This is a genomic window from Streptomyces sp. NPDC057623 (genome assembly GCF_042800355.1).
Taxonomy (GTDB): domain Bacteria; phylum Actinomycetota; class Actinomycetes; order Streptomycetales; family Streptomycetaceae; genus Streptomyces.
In genome coordinates this window covers 277750-295449 of sequence record NZ_JBHVGZ010000005.1, presented here as the reverse complement: position 1 = coordinate 295449, position 17700 = coordinate 277750, and the positions used below count along the sequence as shown (strand labels likewise).

At 72.9% G+C, this 17700-nt stretch carries 14 protein-coding genes; 12 read left to right on the top strand and 2 right to left on the bottom strand.

Features of this window, described 5'->3' with window-relative positions:
- Nucleotides 1-526, top strand: a 526-nt coding sequence (locus ACFU95_RS08470) for a cytochrome P450 (protein WP_383823604.1), incomplete at its 5' end; no start/stop codon positions are given.
- A gap of 37 nt (nt 527-563) precedes the next feature.
- Here ACFU95_RS08470 and ACFU95_RS08465 read toward each other — a convergent pair.
- Nucleotides 564-1586: a Gfo/Idh/MocA family oxidoreductase gene (locus ACFU95_RS08465; protein WP_383823601.1), complete on the bottom strand. Its 1023-nt coding sequence runs from the start codon at nt 1584-1586 to the stop codon at nt 564-566.
- Between the two features lie 129 nt (nt 1587-1715).
- Between ACFU95_RS08465 and ACFU95_RS08460 the strand changes: the two genes are divergently transcribed.
- The 9 genes from ACFU95_RS08460 to ACFU95_RS08420 all read left to right on the top strand — a co-directional run bounded on the left by ACFU95_RS08460 (nt 1716) and on the right by ACFU95_RS08420 (nt 14261).
- Nucleotides 1716-2453, top strand: coding sequence for a GntR family transcriptional regulator (locus ACFU95_RS08460; RefSeq protein ID WP_383823671.1), 738 nt, complete (start codon nt 1716-1718; stop codon nt 2451-2453).
- 140 nt (nt 2454-2593) lie between these two features.
- A complete protein-coding gene (locus tag ACFU95_RS08455; protein WP_053201638.1) occupies nt 2594-3745 on the top strand; it encodes an ROK family glucokinase in 1152 nt (383 codons plus the stop codon).
- Nucleotides 3742-4323 carry a sugar kinase gene (locus ACFU95_RS08450; RefSeq protein ID WP_383823598.1) on the top strand — a complete coding sequence of 194 codons (582 nt, stop codon included), beginning with the start codon at nt 3742-3744 and terminating at the stop codon, nt 4321-4323. The genes ACFU95_RS08455 and ACFU95_RS08450 overlap by 4 nt, the downstream gene beginning before the upstream one ends.
- A 110-nt stretch (nt 4324-4433) precedes the next feature.
- Nucleotides 4434-7334, top strand: coding sequence for an SNF2-related protein (locus ACFU95_RS08445; RefSeq protein ID WP_383823668.1), 2901 nt, complete (start codon nt 4434-4436; stop codon nt 7332-7334).
- A gap of 770 nt (nt 7335-8104) precedes the next feature.
- Nucleotides 8105-10138, top strand: a complete 2034-nt coding sequence (locus ACFU95_RS08440; RefSeq protein WP_383823595.1) for an SWIM zinc finger family protein — start codon at nt 8105-8107, stop codon at nt 10136-10138.
- Between the two features lie 133 nt (nt 10139-10271).
- Complete coding sequence (locus ACFU95_RS08435; protein WP_383823592.1) at nt 10272-11297, top strand: hypothetical protein; 1026 nt, start codon at nt 10272-10274, stop codon at nt 11295-11297.
- Nucleotides 11298-11426: 129 nt separating this feature from the next.
- On the top strand, nt 11427-12725 hold the full coding sequence (pcaC, locus tag ACFU95_RS08430; RefSeq protein ID WP_383823589.1) for a 4-carboxymuconolactone decarboxylase: 1299 nt from the start codon (nt 11427-11429) through the stop codon (nt 12723-12725).
- A gap of 64 nt (nt 12726-12789) precedes the next feature.
- On the top strand, nt 12790-13425 hold the full coding sequence (locus ACFU95_RS08425; protein ID WP_383823586.1) for an MBL fold metallo-hydrolase: 636 nt from the start codon (nt 12790-12792) through the stop codon (nt 13423-13425).
- A 56-nt stretch (nt 13426-13481) separates the two neighbouring features.
- On the top strand, nt 13482-14261 hold the full coding sequence (locus ACFU95_RS08420; protein WP_383823584.1) for an exodeoxyribonuclease III: 780 nt from the start codon (nt 13482-13484) through the stop codon (nt 14259-14261).
- Nucleotides 14262-14288: 27 nt separating this feature from the next.
- On the opposite strand, the gene ACFU95_RS08415 is transcribed toward ACFU95_RS08420, so the two are convergent.
- Nucleotides 14289-16055: an SGNH/GDSL hydrolase family protein gene (locus tag ACFU95_RS08415; protein ID WP_383823581.1), complete on the bottom strand. Its 1767-nt coding sequence runs from the start codon at nt 16053-16055 to the stop codon at nt 14289-14291.
- Between the two features lie 241 nt (nt 16056-16296).
- Here ACFU95_RS08415 and ACFU95_RS08410 point away from each other — a divergent pair, with 241 nt between their 5' ends.
- Complete coding sequence (locus tag ACFU95_RS08410) at nt 16297-16704, top strand: DUF6278 family protein (protein WP_383823579.1); 408 nt, start codon at nt 16297-16299, stop codon at nt 16702-16704.
- A 137-nt stretch (nt 16705-16841) separates the two neighbouring features.
- Nucleotides 16842-17585 (top strand): amino acid ABC transporter ATP-binding protein, encoded by a 744-nt coding sequence (locus ACFU95_RS08405; RefSeq protein WP_383823576.1) that lies wholly within the window; start codon nt 16842-16844, stop codon nt 17583-17585.
- Nucleotides 17586-17700 lie beyond the last annotated feature (115 nt).

The window sequence follows — 17700 nt, the reverse complement described above, 5'->3', positions numbered from 1 at the left end:
TGGCACGCACGCTCGCCGCGTTGCCGAACCGCCCACGTGGCTCCGCCACGAGGGCGCTCCGGCGCCTTGCGATCGCACGCACCATGCGCCGCGGGGCCCGCCCTCCGGGCGGACGACGGGAATTGTCAGACAGGCCCTCGTCGACGACGCGATCGAGGAGACGCTGCGCTACGAGGGCCCGGTGGAGAACGCGACGTTCCGGTTCGCCGCCGAGCCCCTGGAGATCGCCGGGGTGCCGATCGCCCAGGGCGAGGCGGTGATGGTCGGCCTCACCGCCGCCGACCGGGACGGGGCCCGCTTCCCCGCCCCGGACCGCTTCGACATCCGTCGCGACGCCCGCGGCCATCTCGCCTTCGGCCACGGCATCCACTACTGCCTGGGCGCACCCCTGGCCCGCCTGGAGGCCCGCACGGCGGTACGTTCCCTGCTGGAGCGCGCCCCGGGCCTGGCCCTGGACGGCGTGCCGGGGGCGTGGCTGCCGGGCCCGCTGATGCGCGGCGTGCGGAGCCTGCCGGTGCGCTGGTAGCGGGGTGGCCACCGAGTCCGGCCGGGCACCGCGGTTCTCACAGCGCCGCGGTGGGAAACCCGCCGGGGATCTCCGCGAGCGCGACCGGTCTTCGCTCCCGCCGCGACCGCTCGCACGCCTCCGCGACCCGCAGCGCCTGCAAGGCCTCCCGCCCGTCGCAGGGATTGGCCCGCTCCCCGCGCACCACCTCCACGAACGCGTTCAGCTCCGCCTCGTACGCCGGCCCGAACCGCTCCAGGAACCCGGACCACGGCTTGTCCGCCGCGGGCGGCCCGGTCGGCTCGGTGGACGCGATCGGCGTCCGGTCGTCCAGACCGACCACGATCTGGTCCGACTCCCCGGCCAGCTCCATGCGTACGTCGTACCCGGCGCCGTTCAGCCGCGTCGCCGTGGCCGTGGCGAGCGTGCCGTCGTCCAGCGTGAGCACCGCCGCCGCCGTGTCGACGTCGCCCGCCTCACGGAACATCGCCGGCCCGGCGTCCGACCCGGCCGCGTACACGTCGACGATCTCGCGCCCGGTCACCCAGCGCAGCACGTCGAAGTCGTGGATCAGCGTGTCCCGGTACAGCCCACCGGACAGCGGCAGCCACGCGGCCGACGGGGGCGACTGGTCGCTGGTCAGCGCCCGCACGGTGTGCAGGCGCCCAAGTCGTCCGGACCGCACCGCGTCGCGCGCGCCCACGTACCCGGCGTCGAACCGGCGCTGGAAGCCCATCTGGAGAATCGTCCCGGCCGTCTCCACCTCCCCGATCGCGTGCAGCGTGCCCGGCAGATCGAGTGCGATGGGCTTCTCGCAGAAGACCGGAAGCCCCGACCGTGCTGCCCGACCGATCAGTTCGGCGTGGGCCGACGTAGCCGTCGTGATCACCACCGCGTCCACGCCCCACCGGAAGATCTCGTCCACCCCCGGCGCGGCTGTCTCCCCCAGCCGGTGCGCCAGCTCCTGGGCCCGCGCGACGTCCGCGTCCGTCAGGATCAGCGACCCGACGTCGCGGTGCCGGCTGAGCGTGTTGGCGTGAATCGTGCCGATGCGACCCGTACCGATGACCCCGATGCGCATGGAAACAAAGTGCGGGTTCAGTGCGTACCCTGTCAATGCAAATGTCCGGACAATCGAACTACACGACTTCCCGTCAACAACGCGTAGAGCTACGCTCGGCCCGTGCCGAAACCAGAAGTGGACCCGACCGTGGAACTCGAGCTCAGTGTGGACCGGAGCAGTCCGGTGCCTTTGTACTTCCAGCTGTCCCAGCAGCTCGAGGCCGCGATCGAGCACGGAGCGCTCACCCCCGGCAGCCTGCTGGGCAACGAGATCGAACTCGCCGCGCGCCTCGGCCTGTCCCGGCCGACCGTCCGCCAGGCCATCCAGTCGCTCGTCGACAAGGGCCTGCTGGTGCGCCGCCGGGGCGTCGGGACGCAGGTCGTGCACAGCCAGGTCAAGCGCCCGCTGGAGCTGAGCAGCCTCTACGACGACCTGGAGTCGGCCGGCCAGCGCCCGGCGACCAAGGTGATCGTCAACACCGTCGTCCCGGCGTCCGCCGAGGTCGCGGCCGCGCTCGGGGTGGCCGAGGACAGCGACGTACACCGCGTCGAGCGGCTGCGTCTCGCGCACGGTGAGCCGATGGCGTACCTGTGCAACTTCCTGCCGCCCGCGCTGATCGACCTGAACACCGCGCAGCTGGAGGCCACCGGGCTCTACCGGCTGATGCGGGCCGCCGGGATCACCCTGCACAGCGCCCGGCAGACCATCGGCGCGCGCGGCGCCACCGCCGCCGAGGCGGAGCGGCTCGCCGAGGAGGAGGGCGCCCCCCTGCTCACCATGCAGCGCGTCACCTTCGACGACACGGGCCGAGCGGTCGAGTACGGCACCCACACCTACCGTCCGAGCCGGTACTCCTTCGAGTTCCAGCTGCTCGTACGGCCGTGAGCGGCGCTGTCGCACGGACCTGAGCGGGGGAGGGCCGGACGCGCCGCTGGTCGCAATGTCCGGACAATTGGCGGTGCCCCGCGCCCTCCTCGGCCGCCCCGTTCGGCACCCCGCGTGAGCGTGCGGCAGAATCGGGCCTGATGAGCACCTACCGCGACTTCACCGCCCCCATCGGCTCCCGGCGAGCCCCCGTGCTCCGCACCGTGGGCCCCCGGGAGCGCCGCTCTCACCTGACCGCACCCCGGGTGCCGACCGTCGGGATCGACATCGGCGGCACGAAGGTGATGGCGGGCGTCGTAGACGCCGACGGCAACATCCTGGAGAGGCTCCGCACGGAGACCCCGGACAAGTCCAAGAGCCCGAAGGTCGTCGAGGACACGATCGTCGAGCTGGTCCTGGACCTGTCCGACCGGCACGACGTGCACGCCGTCGGCATCGGCGCGGCCGGCTGGGTCGACGCCGACCGCAACCGCGTCCTGTTCGCGCCCCACCTGTCCTGGCGCAACGAGCCCCTCAGAGACCGCCTCGCGGGCCGTCTCGCCGTGCCCGTCCTGGTCGACAACGACGCCAACTCCGCCGCCTGGGCCGAGTGGCGCTTCGGCGCCGGCCGCGGCGAGGACCACCTCGTCATGATCACGCTGGGCACCGGCATCGGCGGCGCGATCCTGGAGGACGGGCAGGTCAAGCGCGGCAAGTACGGCGTCGCCGGTGAGTTCGGCCATATGCAGGTCGTGCCCGGCGGCCACCGCTGCCCGTGCGGCAACCGCGGCTGCTGGGAGCAGTACAGCTCCGGCAACGCGCTGGTCAGGGAGGCACGCGAGCTGGCCGCCGCGGACTCGCCGGTCGCGTACGGGATCATCGAGCACGTCAAGGGCAACATCGGCGACATCACCGGCCCGATGATCACCGAGCTGGCCCGCGACGGCGACGCGATGTGCATCGAGCTGCTCCAGGACATCGGCCAGTGGCTCGGCGTCGGCATCGCCAACCTCGCGGCCGCCCTGGACCCGTCCTGCTTCGTGATCGGCGGCGGCGTGTCGGCCGCCGACGACCTGCTGATCGGCCCCGCGCGGGACGCCTTCAAGCGCCACCTCACCGGCCGCGGCTACCGCCCCGAGGCCCGCATCACCCGCGCCCAGCTCGGCCCCGAGGCCGGCATGGTCGGCGCCGCGGACCTGGCCCGCCTGGTCGCCCGCCGCTTCCGGCGCGCCAACCGGCGCCGGGTGGAGCGGTACGAGCGCTACGCGCGGTTCGCCGAGGCCCGCCGCTCGTCGTCGCAGGGGTCGGCGTGACCGTGTCCGTACCCCGCCAGGCCGACTCCCCGGACGAGCCGCAGCAGCCGGCCGAGGACCGTCGCCACATGATCCGCCGCAGGGCCCTCACCCTGCTCATCATCGTGCTGCTCATCGGCGTCCCCGCCGGCTATCTGGTGATCTCCGCCAACCAGAGCCGCGACAGCGGCAAGGACAAGGAGGAGAAGTACTCCGCGACCGGCCTCACCGAGGGCTGGCCGTCGAGGGTGCAGCGGCGCCTCTACCAGATCCCCGTCCCGGATCCGTCGTACAAGGTCGCGTACTACGAGACGAACAACTGGAAGACCAGCCGTCTCTACGTCCAGTTCCAGACAGCCGACGCGAGCCTGGACTGGTTCTTCCAGACCATGGGAGTCAGCAGGGACGAGCTGAAGCGTGACGCCATCACCATCAGCGCCCGCGACCAGAAGATCACCGGCTGGGACTTCACCGGCCCCGGGCCGTGGTACGGCTTCGTCCACAAGCAGAAGAACCCGGAGCCCACGCAGGACGTCGTCATAAACATGTCCGACCCGGCCAATCCGTTCGTGTACGTCGTCTCGCGCACGGTCCCTTGACCACCCCGTGAGATCTCCGGCCCGCGGCGGTCGCGGGGACCGATTGTCAGACCCCGCCCGTAGAGTCGAAGACGGTTGATCCGACTCAGGGACGGGAGGTGACAGGACGTATGGGCGACAAGGCGGAAGCGCCCCGAAGTGACGCGGGCGGCCACGACACGCGGCTCCGCCGCGTGGGCGCGAGCGGTCATGACGGCACCGCAGACGACCGACGTCACCTCACGGCCTTGCCCACGGCACGCCTGGCGGCCGTCTACCTGCCCGCCTCCCTCCCGCGCGAGGGGCGGATGGCCTTCTGGGACCCGGAGGGCGGCCCGCTGCCCGCCGAGGACACCGAGCTCACCGTCGTACGACGCCATGGAGCCGGAGTCCGCCGCCGGACCACCCCCGCGCTGTCGTTGGCACTCGGCGAGGCGCTGCCGCTGCTCGTGCGGGCCCGCCGGGACCCGTCCGCCCACCCGGCCACCGCCTGCTGGGGCGCGGCCGCACTGCACGCGCTGCGGCTCACGGCGCGCGGTCGGCTGCTGCCCGGCCTGACACCGGCAGGCCACGACGCCTGGCGGGCCGGCCCGCTCGACCCGGACGACATCGCCCACCTGCGCGGAATCGCCGCCGCCCTGCCCCACGAAGGCCACGCGGTCCCCCTGCCCGGCCCCGGCCCGCTGCGACTGCCCGAGCCCGAGGCGCTGATGCGGTCCTTCCTGGACGCGGTCGCCGACACCCTGCCCCGCACCCCCGCCGCGCCGTACGCCTCGGGGAAGCCCTTCGCCGCGCGCGAGGCCCAGCGCCTGCCCGACGCCCACGACTGGGCGGCCGAGGTCGCCGCCGGCATGGACGCGGGCGTACGGATCTCGCTCCGCCTCGACCTGGCGGCCCACGACCTCTTCGACGACGACGCTGTCGGCGCACGCGGCGCGGGCGCGGCGATCGTCCAGGTGCACAGCCTCGCCGACCCCACCCTGGTGGCCGACGCGGCGACCCTGTGGTCGGGCGGGGCGGACGCCGCCTTCGGGCCACGCGCGCGGGTGGACGCGGCGCTGGCGGTGCGGCGCGCGGCCCGGGTGTGGGGTCCGCTCGACCGGCTGTCCGAGCAGGACGTGCCCGACGTACTGGCCCTGTCCGACGAGGAGCTGGGCGACCTGCTGGGCGTGGCGGCCACCCGGCTCGCGGCCGCCGGAGTGGCGGTGCACTGGCCCCGGGACCTGGCGCAGGACCTGAGCGCGGCCGCCGTCGTACGGCCCGCGCCGGGCTCGGCGACCGACGGCACCGGCTTCTTCGAGGGTGAGGAACTGCTCCAGTTCCGCTGGCAGTTGGCGATCGGCGGCGACCCGCTCACCGAGGGCGAGATGGACGCGCTCGCCGAAGCGCACCGCCCGGTCGTCCGGCTCCGGGACCGCTGGGTGCTGGTGGACCCGGCCCTCGTCCGCAAGGCCCGCAAGCGCGAACTGGGCCTGCTCGACCCGGTCGACGCCCTGTCCGTCGCCCTCACCGGCAGCGCGGAGGTCGACGGCGAGACGGTCGAGGCGGTACCGGTCGGTGCCCTGGCCGACCTGCGGGACCGCCTCACGGCGGGGGTACGCCCGGCCGACCCCCCACCGGGACTGCGGGCGACCTTGCGGGACTACCAACTCCGGGGCCTGGCCTGGCTGGACCTCATGACATCCCTCGGCCTCGGCGGCTGCCTGGCCGACGACATGGGCCTCGGCAAGACGATCACGCTCATCGCCCTGCATCTGAAGCGCGCCAGGACGGCCCCGACCCTGGTGGTCTGCCCGGCGTCCCTGCTGGGCAACTGGCAGCGGGAGATCACCCGTTTCGCGCCCGGTGTCCCCGTCCGCCGCTTCCACGGCCCGGACCGCACCCTGGAGGACGTGGACGGCGGCTTCGTCCTCACGACCTACGGCACGATGCGGTCGACGGCACCGACGCTGGCCCAGCACACCTGGGGCATGGTCGTCGCCGACGAGGCACAGCACGTCAAGAACCCGTACTCGGCGACGGCGAAGGCCCTGCGCACGATCCCGACACCCGCGCGCGTGGCGCTCACCGGCACACCGGTCGAGAACAACCTCTCCGAACTCTGGGCCCTGCTCGACTGGACGACACCGGGGCTGCTCGGCCCCCTCAAGTCCTTCCGCGCCCGGCACGCGCGCGCGGTGGAGAACGGCGAGGACGAGGAGGCCGTCGACCGGCTGGCCCGCCTGGTCCGCCCCTTCCTCCTGCGCCGCAAGAAGTCCGACCCCGGCATCGTCCCGGAACTGCCGCCCAAGACGGAGACGGACCACCCCGTCCCGCTCTCCCGCGAACAGGCCGCGCTCTACGAGGCCGTGGTGCGCGAGTCGCTGTACGCCATCGAGACGGCGCAGGGCATGGCGCGCAGGGGCCTGGTACTGAAGCTCCTGACGTCCCTGAAGCAGATCTGCGACCACCCGGCGCTCTACCTGAAGGAGGACGGGACGGCGGCGGGCGAGCGACTGTCCGCCCGCTCCGGCAAGTTGACGCTGCTGGACGAACTGCTGGACACCCTGCTGGCCGAGGACGGCTCGGCGCTGGTCTTCACGCAGTACGTGGGGATGGCTCGCCTGATCACCTCCCATCTCGCGCAGCGGGCCGTCCCGGTGGACCTGCTCCACGGCGGCACACCGGTCCCGGAGCGCGAACGCATGGTGGACCGTTTCCAGAGCGGCGCGACCCCGGTCCTCGTCCTCTCCCTGAAGGCGGCGGGCACCGGCCTGAACCTGACCCGCGCGGGCCATGTCGTCCACTTCGACCGCTGGTGGAACCCGGCCGTCGAGGAACAGGCCACCGACCGCGCCTACCGCATCGGCCAGACCCAGCCCGTCCAGGTCCACCGCCTCATCACCGAAGGCACGGTCGAGGACCGTATCGCGGAGATGCTGGAGTCCAAGCGCGCCCTGGCCGACGCGATCCTCGGCTCCGGCGAATCGGCCCTCACAGAACTGACGAACCGCGAGCTCTCCGACCTCGTGTCGCTGCGGGGGGAGCCATGACGGGGGCGGCGGAGTGGGGGAGCGCCGTGAGTAGGGAGGAGGGGGAGAGGGGCGCCGATGAGTCGGGGACGGATGGCGCTCCTGGAGTGGATGAGGTGAGTCGTCGGGGGGAGTTGAGCGGGGGAGTCGAGTCGGGCGGGCGGGAGGCGCAGAGCACGGAGGGCGAGCCGAGTGAGCACATCGGGTCGATTGAGCGGTCCGGGCCAAGTGGGCAGGGGGAGCCGGAGCCTAGGCCCGCCGACGCGGCTCGCCGGGCGCTGCGTGCCGCGCGGGAACGGCGGGAGGGAACACCGGGGCGGGACGTGGGACAGGGCTCCGTGCCGGGCGGGAACGCGGGGCGTGGCTCGGCCTCGGGGAGGTCGGCGGATCGCGGCTCGGTGACTCCGGGGCCCGCGGAGCAGGGCTCGGCGTCCGCGACGCCCCCGGGGCGAGATGCGGCACACGGGACGTCTGCCGGCGAGGAGTCGGCGGCGGACGCGCACGCCTGCCCCGGTGCCCGGCCGGGTGACGCGGCCCGTGCCGCGCTGCGGCGCGCGATCGCCGCGAGGCGGGGCGGGGGAGAGAGCTCCGAGGGCGAGGCGAGGGGGGCCGCGTCGCCCGACGCCGCTTCGGGTGCATCGCTGCCGGGGGCGTCGCATGGTGCTGCCGAGGAGGAGAGGGCGGCCCCTGCGGGTTCTTCTCCCGGGGCGCGGCGGGCGTCGGCGGACGCCTCGGGCGCTTCTGACGGCGAGCGGGCCGTGCCGGCGCCGGGTCCCGCAGCGGCAGGGCGCGTGTCGGCCGATCCCTCCGGCGGGGGCCGGGAGTTGGCCGACGGCGACTCTGCCCGGGACCGGGCTGCGTCGGCCGGTGCTTCCACCCCGGACCTCGCTACTGCCGGTCAGGATGGGTCGGACTCCTCCGCCGAAGGCCGGGACGCCTCGGACTCCCCTGTCGACCCTGTCGACAACCAGCACGAGTCGGCCGGTGACCGAAGTGAGGAGCGCCCGGCGGCACCGTCTCCCACCCCCGGCGAGCGCGCGGACCGCCCAGCAGCGGAGGTCGGATCCGCCCCGGAGACGCCCGACTCCCGATCTGGCCGACCCGCGGCGCGTCCCGCCGATGTCGCCCGTGAAGCGCTGCGCGCCGCCCTGGGGGAGCGGCGGCGGGCGGCCCGGGCGGATGAAGCCGACCTGGGAGCCGAGGCCGCACGGCGGTCGCGGCGACCGGCGCGGACCGGTTCCGGGGTCGGCGGTTCCGAGAGCCCGCGAACTCGTGACCTACAGGCCCTGCTCGCCGGTGCCTTCCAGATGCCGTCCTCGGACTCGCCCGACGACGCCGACCCGGCCGTATCCGACCAGGCTGCCGCATCACAACGGAACCTGCCCACGAGCCCCGCCCCGGCGGCCGCCTCCGGCAACGCTTCCTCCGCCGCGGCCCCCGAGCGCCCCGAGTCCCCCACGCCCGCCCCGCCCTCCGATCCCGCGGCACCCCCGGCGCGCTCCGCGACCCCCACCCCGCCCGGCCCCGCCACTCCCGCGGCACCGCAGGTCCCCCGCTCCATGGCCGCCCCGGGCCGGGACGGTGAACTCCGGCGTACTTTCCCCGCCTTCGCGTCCCGCCCGTCGGACGACACCCGCTTCGCCGAGACCTGGTGGGGCAACGCCTGGGTGGCGGCCCTGGAGGAGGGCGCACTCGATGCCGGGCGACTCGGCCGCGGGCGCGGTTACGCGCAGGAGGGGCACGTCGACGCCATCACCGTGACGCCGGGGCTCGTGCTGGCGTATGTGCGGGGGAGCCGCCCGCGGCCGTACCGTGTGCAGGTGCGGCTGCGGACGCTGGACGACGCCGACTGGGCCCGGTTCCTGGACGCCGTGGCCGAGCGGCCGGGCCACATCGCGGCGCTGCTGGACAAGGAGATGCCTCAGGCCCTCGCCGAGTGCGGGGTGCCTTTGCTGCCCGGCCCCGGCGACCTCGATCCCCTGTGCAGCTGCCCCGACCGCGGCCACCCCTGCAAGCACGCCGCCGCCCTCTGCTACCAGACGGCACGTCTGCTGGACGCCGACCCCTTCGTCCTGCTCCTGCTGCGCGGCCGCGGCGAACGCGGGCTGCTCGACGCGCTGTCCCGCCGCAACGCCGCACGCGCGGCCCGCGCCGCGCAGGAACAGGGACCGGCGCCCCTGGCGGGCGTACGGGCGAGCGAGGCCCTGGCGCCAGGACGCCGACTGCCCGCCCTCCCCGCCCCGTTGCCCGTGCCCCCGCACCCCGAGCAGCCGCCCGCCTATCCGGCGGCCCCGGGCGGCCCGGACCCCTTCGCGCTGGACCAACTGGCGACCGACGCGGCCGCCCGCGCGCACGCCCTGCTCAGCGCCGGCCGTGACCCGGTGGCCGAACTGACCCTGTGGCAGGACGCGGTCCGGCTCGCCGCCGCCCTCCCCGGTTCCGGCCTCACCGCCGGTACCCGAGCCCTGTACTCCTCCCTGTCCTCCGCCGCCGACCGCACCCCGGCCGAGCTGGCCCGCGCGGTCGCCGCCTGGCGCCAGGGTGGTCTCGAAGGGCTCGCCGTCCTCGAAGAACCCTGGGATCCGCCGGCCGGCCGCTTCGACCGGGCCCGCCCGCTCCTCCTCGCCGCCGACCTTCCAGCCTTCCGCCCCTGGCGCAACCGGCTCACCCATCCCCGCGCCCATGTCCAACTCCGCCTCGGCCGCGACGGTCTCTGGTACCCGTACGAATCGGAACCCGGCCGCGACGACTGGTGGCCCCGCGGCACCCCCGACCTCGACCCGGTCGGTGCGCTCACCGGCCTCGGCGCCTCGGAGGAAGGCTGACCCGGCGCCAGGCCGCTCAACTGCCCCGGCGGACCCTCACGGTGACCGCTCGTGCCGGTACTGGAGCAACTACACTTCCGCGAAGTCGCCACGCGACACAGCAGTTGGCCAGAAACGAACGGTGGGAGAGGCCATGGCAACGGGGGGATGGGGTCCTGGACCCGGCACGGGGCAACCCGGCGGCAACGGACCGGGCGGCCAGGGCTGGGGCGCCCCCTACGGACCGACGCCCAACGGCCCCAACGGGCCGAATGATCCATACGGTCCCACCGGCGGCGGCAACCCATACGGTCCGCCCGCACCGCACCCGTACCCGAACCAGAACCCCTATCCGCACCCGCATCCGTACCCCTACGGCCCGCCGCCCGCGGCCCCGGCCCGCACCCAGCGCCGCAGCGGCTGCCTCTGGTACGTCTCGCCCTTCTACTGGGCCGTCGCCATCATCCGCTCCGCACATCGCGTCGCCACCAGACTCTTCGTGCACCAGAGCGGCGACCGGATCCTGGACCGCACCGTCGACCGCGTCCAGGTGGTCCGCACGGTGCTCGGCGCGCTGGCCACCATCGCGCTGATCCTCGTCTACGGCGTGGAGAAGGACCGCTGGAACAGCGCGGCGGAGACGGGCTTCGCCAACGCGATCGTCACGCCGTTCCTGCTGATCTGCACCGGTCCGTTGGTCATCCTCGGGTTCATCTACTACGCGCCCCCGCACCTGCGGCCACAGCTGCGGTCGCGCCTGCACGCCCCGCTCAAGGCGGTCGGCTGGTATCTGCTGGCACTCGTCGTCATCGCCGCGATCATCTACGCCGTGGGCGCCAGCGGGGTCATGGAGAGCCAGAATCGTTGGGTGGTGCTGCCGGTCGCGTTGGTCACTTTGGCCGCCATCTTCTGGGGCCTGCCCTTCCTGTTCCTGGCGTCGCTGTACTCCGCCCGCAGCGCCTTCAACACCGCCCACGTCCACCCGATGCTGCCGCCGATCGTCACCGGCGTACTGGTCTGGGTGCTCGCGATCTTCAATCTGATCAGCGAGGGCATGCCGCAGGGCCCGCCGGTGGCGCAGTTCTGCTCACTGCTGGGCGGACCGCTGTCGGTGACCGCGGTCTCGGCGTGGGAGATGTGGCGGCTGCGCACCCGGTTCGGGGTCACCGTCCGAGGTTGAGCCGGACCGCGAGCCGGACCGCCATCCCGTGAAGGCGGTGTGAGGGTTACCGGCTGATGTGAGGGAGCCAGGTGTGAGGACCTGGGGCCCAGGGGTCCGGCGTGCGCGAAGGGCGGTTAGCGTGGAGCGGTGAGTGAGACGAAGACCCCTGCCCTCCAGTACCGCTTCGACGGCCCGGATGACGCCCCCGTGCTGATCCTCGGCCCCTCGCTCGGTACGACGTGGCACATGTGGGACCGGCAGGTACCCGAGCTGACCCAGCAGTGGCGCGTCTTCCGGTTCGACCTGCCGGGGCACGGCGGCGCGCCCGCGTACCCCGCGGGCTCCGTCGCCGAGCTCGCCGAACGGCTGCTGGCCACCCTCGACAGCCTGGGCGTCCAGCGCTTCGGCTACGCGGGCTGTGCGCTCGGCGGCGCCCTCGGTATCGAACTCGCCCTGCGCCACCCGGAGCGGATCGCCTCGCTCGCGTTGATCGCCGCCTCGCCCCGCTTCGGCACGGCCGACGAGTTCCGGCAGCGGGGCGTGATCGTACGCACGAACGGCCTCGACCCCATCGCCCGCACCTCGCCGGACCGCTGGTTCACCACCGGCTTCGCCGCCGCCCAGCCCGCCATCACCGAGTGGGCCGTGCAGATGGTGCGCACCACCGACCCGGGCTGCTACATCGCGTCCTGCGAGGCGCTCGCCTCTTTCGACGTGCGGCCCCAGCTGGGCGGTGTCACGGTGCCCACGCTCGTCCTCGTGGGCTCGGACGACCAGGTCACCGGCCCCGCGGAGGCCCGCACCCTCGTCGCCGGAATACCGGACGCCCGCCTCGCCGTGGTGCCCGGTGCCTCCCACCTCGTCCCGGTCGAGCAGCCCGCCGCCGTCACCGACCTGCTGGTCCGGCACTTCACCACCGCCTGGCAGCCCGCCTACGACTCCTCCACCGGCCAGATGGCCATCGTCGCCGCCCCCGCCAAGCCGGTCCTGGCCGCCGCGCCTTTGCAGCCCGCGCCGATCGCCGAGATCGCCCCCGCGGTCGTACAGCCGCCGGCGACGGGACGGCCGGACCCGTACGACGCCGGGCTCAAGGTCCGTCGCGAGGTGCTCGGTGACGCGCACGTCGACCGGGCGCTGGCACAGGCGGACGAGTTCTCCGGCGACTTCCAGGAGTTCATCACCCGCTACGCCTGGGGTGAGATCTGGAACAGACCCGGCCTCGACCGGCGGTCCCGCAGCTGTGTCACCCTCGCCACCCTGGTCGCGGGCGGCCACATGGACGAACTCGCCTTCCACACCCGCGCCGCCCTGCGTAACGGCCTCACCCCGGACGAGATCAAGGAAGTGCTGCTCCAGGCGGCCGTCTACTGCGGTGTAGCGGCGGCGAACAGCGCGTTCAAGGTCGCCCAGCAGGTCATCAGGGAGGAGACCACTCCCACGGAGTGACCACGCCCACCGAGTGACCACCGCGAGGGCGAGCGCGAGCGGGCCCCGGGGGCAGGATGGTGCCATGAAGCTCACGAAGAAGTCGCATGCCTGCGTCCGCCTCCAGAAGGAAGGGCGCACGCTCGTCCTCGACCCCGGAGGATTCAGCGAGGAGGACGCCGCGGCCGGCGCGGATGCGATCCTCGTCACGCACGAGCACCCCGACCACTTCGACGAGGCGCACCTGCGGACGGCCATGGAGGCCAATCCCGCCGCCGAGATCTGGACGCTGAGGTCCGTGGCGGAGCAGATCTCCGCGGCCTTCCCGGGCCGCGTCCACACCGTCGGCCACGGCGACACCTTCATCGCGGCCGGCTTCGACGTCCAGGTCCACGGCGAACTGCACGCCGTGATCCACCCCGACATCCCGCGCATCACCAACGTCGGCTACCTCATCGACGGCGGCCGCGTCTTCCACCCCGGCGACGCCCTCACCGTGCCCGACCAGCCGGTCGAGACGCTGATGCTCCCCGTCATGGCGCCCTGGAACAAGATCTCCGAGGTCATCGACTACGTCCGCGAGGTCAAGCCCCAGCGTGCCTACGACATCCACGACGCCCTGCTCACCGACCTGGCCCGCCCGATCTACGACCGCCAGATCGGCGGCCTGGGCGGCTCGGAGCACCTGCGCCTGACGCCGGGGGCCTCGGCGCAGGTGTGAGCGGTCCCACCCCGGGCGGGGCCGGGTTGTCAGTCCCGCCCGGTAGGTTGTCAGGCATGCGCATCGCGACCTGGAACGTGAACTCGATCACCGCCCGCCTGCCGAGGCTCCTGGCCTGGCTGGAGAGCAGCGGCACCGACGTGCTGTGCCTCCAGGAGGCCAAGGTCGCCGAGGACCAGTTCCCGTTCGACCCGCTGCGCGACCTCGGCTACGAGGCGGCGGTGAACGCCACCGGCCGGTGGAACGGCGTGGCGGTGCTCTCCCGCGTCGGCCTCAAGGACGTCGTCAAGGGCCTCCCCGGCGACCCCGGCTACGACGGCTCAGAGGAGCCCCGCGCCATCTCCGCGACCTGCGGCCCGGTCCGCGTCTGGTCGGTGTACGTGCCGAACGGCCGTGAGGTGGACCACCCCCACTACGCCTACAAGCTCCAGTGGTTCGAGGCCCTCAAGGCGGCCGTCGCCGGCGACGCGGGCGGCAGCCGCCCGTTCGCGGTGATGGGTGACTACAACGTGGCGCCGACGGACGACGACGTCCACGACGTGGCCGCCTTCGAGGGCCTCACCCACGTCACCCCCGCCGAGCGCGCCGCCCTCGCCTCCCTGCGTGAGTCCGGCCTCTCCGACGTGGTCCCGCGCCCCCTCAAGTACGACCACCCGTACACGTACTGGGACTACCGCCAGCTCTGCTTCCCCAAGAACCGCGGCATGCGCATCGACCTGGTGTACGGCAACGAGCCGTTCGCCAAGGCGGTCACCGACTCCTACGTGGACCGCGAGGAGCGCAAGGGCAAGGGCGCGTCGGACCACGCACCGGTGGTCGTGGACCTGGACGTCTAGACGCTGTCCACCTCAACGCCGGCAAACTCACGGCACCAGCAACCTCAGGTCCACCGCCTCAGCCAGCGCAGCGAGCCCCGCGTCGCCGGGATGCAGATGGTCCCCACTGTCGTACGCGGGCAGCATGCGAGAGGGCCGCGCGGGGTCCCGTACCACCGCGTCGAAGTCGAGCACGCCGTCGAACACCCCTGAAGCCCGGATCCACGCGTTGACCTCGGAGCGCTCCGCGTCGGCCCACGCGGTGCACCGCACCTCGCCCTCGCACGGCAGGATCGTCGCCGCCAGCATCCGCAGCCCCCGCGCGTGCCCCCGGTCCGCGATCTCACGCAGCCCGGCGATCACCTGCTCGGCGGTCGTGTCCCACCGCAGATCGTTGATGCCCTCGAACACGACCGCCGTACGCGCCGACGTCTGGGCCAGAACATCCCGGTCGAACCGGTACAGGGCGCTCACCCCAGCCGTGTCCGTGGAGACGCCGTCACCGGGATAGCGGTCCAAGACCACACGGTTTCCCGAGATCCCCTGGTTGAGCACCCCGTAGCGCGGGACCACACTCTGCTTCAGCAGCCGGGTGGCCAGCACATTGGGCCACCGCCGGTTGGCGTCCATCGTGGACTTGTCGCCGTCGGTGATCGAGTCGCCGAGGAGCACCACCGACCCCGGCCCACCCCTCACGTCGACACCGGTCAGCAGCGGCCAGCTGGTCAGGACCGTGGGGTACTCCGCCGCCGAGCCGTCCGCCGTGTGGTCGCCGGGCCCGCTCACGTACGACCGCTGCTGCGCGAGCCGGTGCACGGGCGCGGCCGGCACCGTGCCCGGCAGATGGAAGCTGACCAGCAGGTTGGTGTCGGCGGGTACGGCGAAGCCGAGCGGGTCGCTGTACGCCTGCGCTCCCGCCGGGATCTCGACGCCCGCCGCACCCCGGAAGGACACCGCGACCGGCGTCGCCCGCGCCGCCGCGCCCGTCGCCTGCACCGCCACCGTGGCGCTCCCGATCCGTACCGGCGCCGCGGCGAAGGTGTTGTCGAACCGTAGCCGCACCCGCGGGCCGCCGGCCGAAGTGTGCACGACCAGCCGCAACGTCCGGTCGGTCCACGGCCCCACGGTCGGATACCCACCCGTCGCCGTCGCCCAGCTCCCCGTCCAGCCCGTGGCCGGGGCCCGTACCGCCAGCGCGAACACATGCAGCCCGGCGGCCCGCGGCAGCCGTACGGAGGCGACCTCGCGTCCCACCAGGACCGGCACCGTCATGACGTACAGCCGCGGACGCTCGGCGAGTTGACCGCCGGGCGTGTTGATGCGGGCCAGGGCCACCGCCTTGGTGGCGAGGGGGCCGGTGCGCCAGTCGGGGGTGGTCAGGCGGTAGGAGGTGCGGCGGCCGTCGGTGTACGTGACGGTCCCGGTGCCGCCGGCGCCCGCGCCGCCCGTGCCCGCCACGAGGAAGGCGAGAGCGTCACCCCGCCCGCGCACCCGTACGTCCTGTCCGGCGGCCAGCACGTTGTCCGGCTGGCCAGGTCGCCGCTTCGGCCAGGTCAGCCGCGCTCCCTGCACGGTCAGCGCGCGGCCGGGTGTCCAGCCGGCGGCCGAGAGGGCCTGTGCCGACAGGGAGGCGCCCGCCCCGTCGAAGTTCGCCTCGGCGGGCCGGGCGTCGTCGCTGACGGCCCTGTTGTCGAAGAGCTGTTCCAGCGGGAGCGGCCCGGCTCTGCGCTCCGGGGCGGCCTGTGCGGAGACACCCGGCACCAGGACCGCGAAGAGAGCGAGGACGACCGCGGAACTCCACACACGTCGGCGCAACTCCGACTCCTCCCGTTCACGACCGCTCAGGGCTGCGTATGACTGCACATGACAACTTCAGATGAGACGTACAGGCGAGACGTACACGAGACGTTCCGACGAGACGCAAGACGCACCGTGAAGTTAGAGAGGCACCCGTGACCCGTCAACGAGCCATGCCCGAACTCGGCGTGAACTCGACCGGAATCGGCGGCCCGCGCGCCTGTGGTGCGTTCGGCAGTACGAATGACACGCTGGGCGTATGAAGATCCCTTTTCTGGGCAACCGATCCGACAAGCGCGGGGCCCCGGACCCCGAGGGCATCGCCGAACTCCTCGCCGAGTGTGAACTCCTGCGCTCCCACGCGTCCCGAGCAGGGGTCCAACTCGACGACACCGCGGCCTCGTTGGAGGCGCTTGACCAGTTGCTGCCGCGTTGGCGGGACGACGAGGAGGTTCTGCCGTGGCTGGGCAACGACGCCGGTCTGTATCTCGGCACCGTCATCGTGCGCACCGTGCCCGGGGCCGCCTGGGAGATCTGGCCGGACGGTCAGCCGGTCGTCCGGCTCGCCTCCGGCCGTGAGTTCGATGTCGTGACGTCCGGGCGGGAGTGGGCGGTGAGCGGGGTGCCCGAGCTGTCGCAGCTGTACGCGGAGGTCGCGGAAGCGTGAGGACCTGGCCTCTAGTTCGACATAAGTTCGGCGTAAATACGGCTTATGCCCGAAAAGTGCGTGTCGCGTATTAAGTGCACTGCTGCCCGGATAGTTTGCGGAAACCGCTACACAGCTGAGAGTGACTGGGGCTGGGCATGGCTGGCGATCCACTGATCGAGCTGCGTGACGTCAACAAGTACTTCGGGGACCTGCATGTCCTACAGGACATCGATCTCACCGTCGGCAAAGGGGAGGTGGTCGTGGTCATCGGCCCCTCGGGGTCGGGGAAGTCGACGCTGTGCCGGGCCATCAACCGGCTGGAGACCGTCCAGTCCGGCACGATCCTGCTCGACGGACAGCCACTGCCCGCGGAGGGCAAGGCGCTCGCCCGGCTGCGCGCCGAAGTGGGCATGGTCTTCCAGTCCTTCAACCTCTTCGCCCACCGGACGGTCCTTCAGAACGTCTCGCTGGGCCAGGTCAAGGTGCGCGGGCGCAAGAAGGACGACGCCGACCGGCGCTCCCGTGAACTCCTCGAACGCGTCGGTGTGGCCGACCAGGCGGACAAGTACCCCGCGCAGCTCTCCGGCGGCCAGCAGCAGCGCGTCGCCATCGCCCGGGCCCTCGCCATGGAACCCAAGGCGATGCTGTTCGACGAGCCCACCTCGGCCCTCGACCCCGAGATGATCAACGAGGTCCTCGAGGTCATGCGTCAACTCGCCCGCGACGGCATGACGATGATCGTCGTCACCCATGAGATGGGATTCGCCCGCTCGGCCGCCAACCGCGTCGTGTTCATGGCCGACGGCCGCATCGTCGAGGACCGCAGGCCCGACGAGTTCTTCACCAACCCCAGCAGCGAGCGCGCCCGGGACTTCCTCTCGAAGATCCTCCATCACTGAGCGGGAGTACGACCCATGCCGAGCCGAACGGTGTTTCTCCACGCCGGAATCCTCGCCGAGTCCGACGTCGACTACGATGATTCGTCCGTCCCCAAGGCCGTGGAGGTGGCCCCGG

What these genes read in the sequence shown, in the direction of transcription:
- ACFU95_RS08465 (WP_383823601.1), bottom strand. Translation starts at nt 1,586, where the DNA reads ATGCGCATCGGGGTCATCGGTACGGGTCGCATCGGCACGATTCACGCC.
- ACFU95_RS08455 (WP_053201638.1), top strand. Translation starts at nt 2,594, where the DNA reads ATGAGCACCTACCGCGACTTCACCGCCCCCATCGGCTCCCGGCGAGCC.
- ACFU95_RS08445 (WP_383823668.1), top strand. Translation starts at nt 4,434, where the DNA reads ATGGGCGACAAGGCGGAAGCGCCCCGAAGTGACGCGGGCGGCCACGAC.
- ACFU95_RS08435 (WP_383823592.1), top strand. Translation starts at nt 10,272, where the DNA reads ATGGCAACGGGGGGATGGGGTCCTGGACCCGGCACGGGGCAACCCGGC.
- ACFU95_RS08425 (WP_383823586.1), top strand. Translation starts at nt 12,790, where the DNA reads ATGAAGCTCACGAAGAAGTCGCATGCCTGCGTCCGCCTCCAGAAGGAA.
- ACFU95_RS08420 (WP_383823584.1), top strand. Translation starts at nt 13,482, where the DNA reads ATGCGCATCGCGACCTGGAACGTGAACTCGATCACCGCCCGCCTGCCG.
- ACFU95_RS08410 (WP_383823579.1), top strand. Translation starts at nt 16,297, where the DNA reads ATGAAGATCCCTTTTCTGGGCAACCGATCCGACAAGCGCGGGGCCCCG.
- ACFU95_RS08405 (WP_383823576.1), top strand. Translation starts at nt 16,842, where the DNA reads ATGGCTGGCGATCCACTGATCGAGCTGCGTGACGTCAACAAGTACTTC.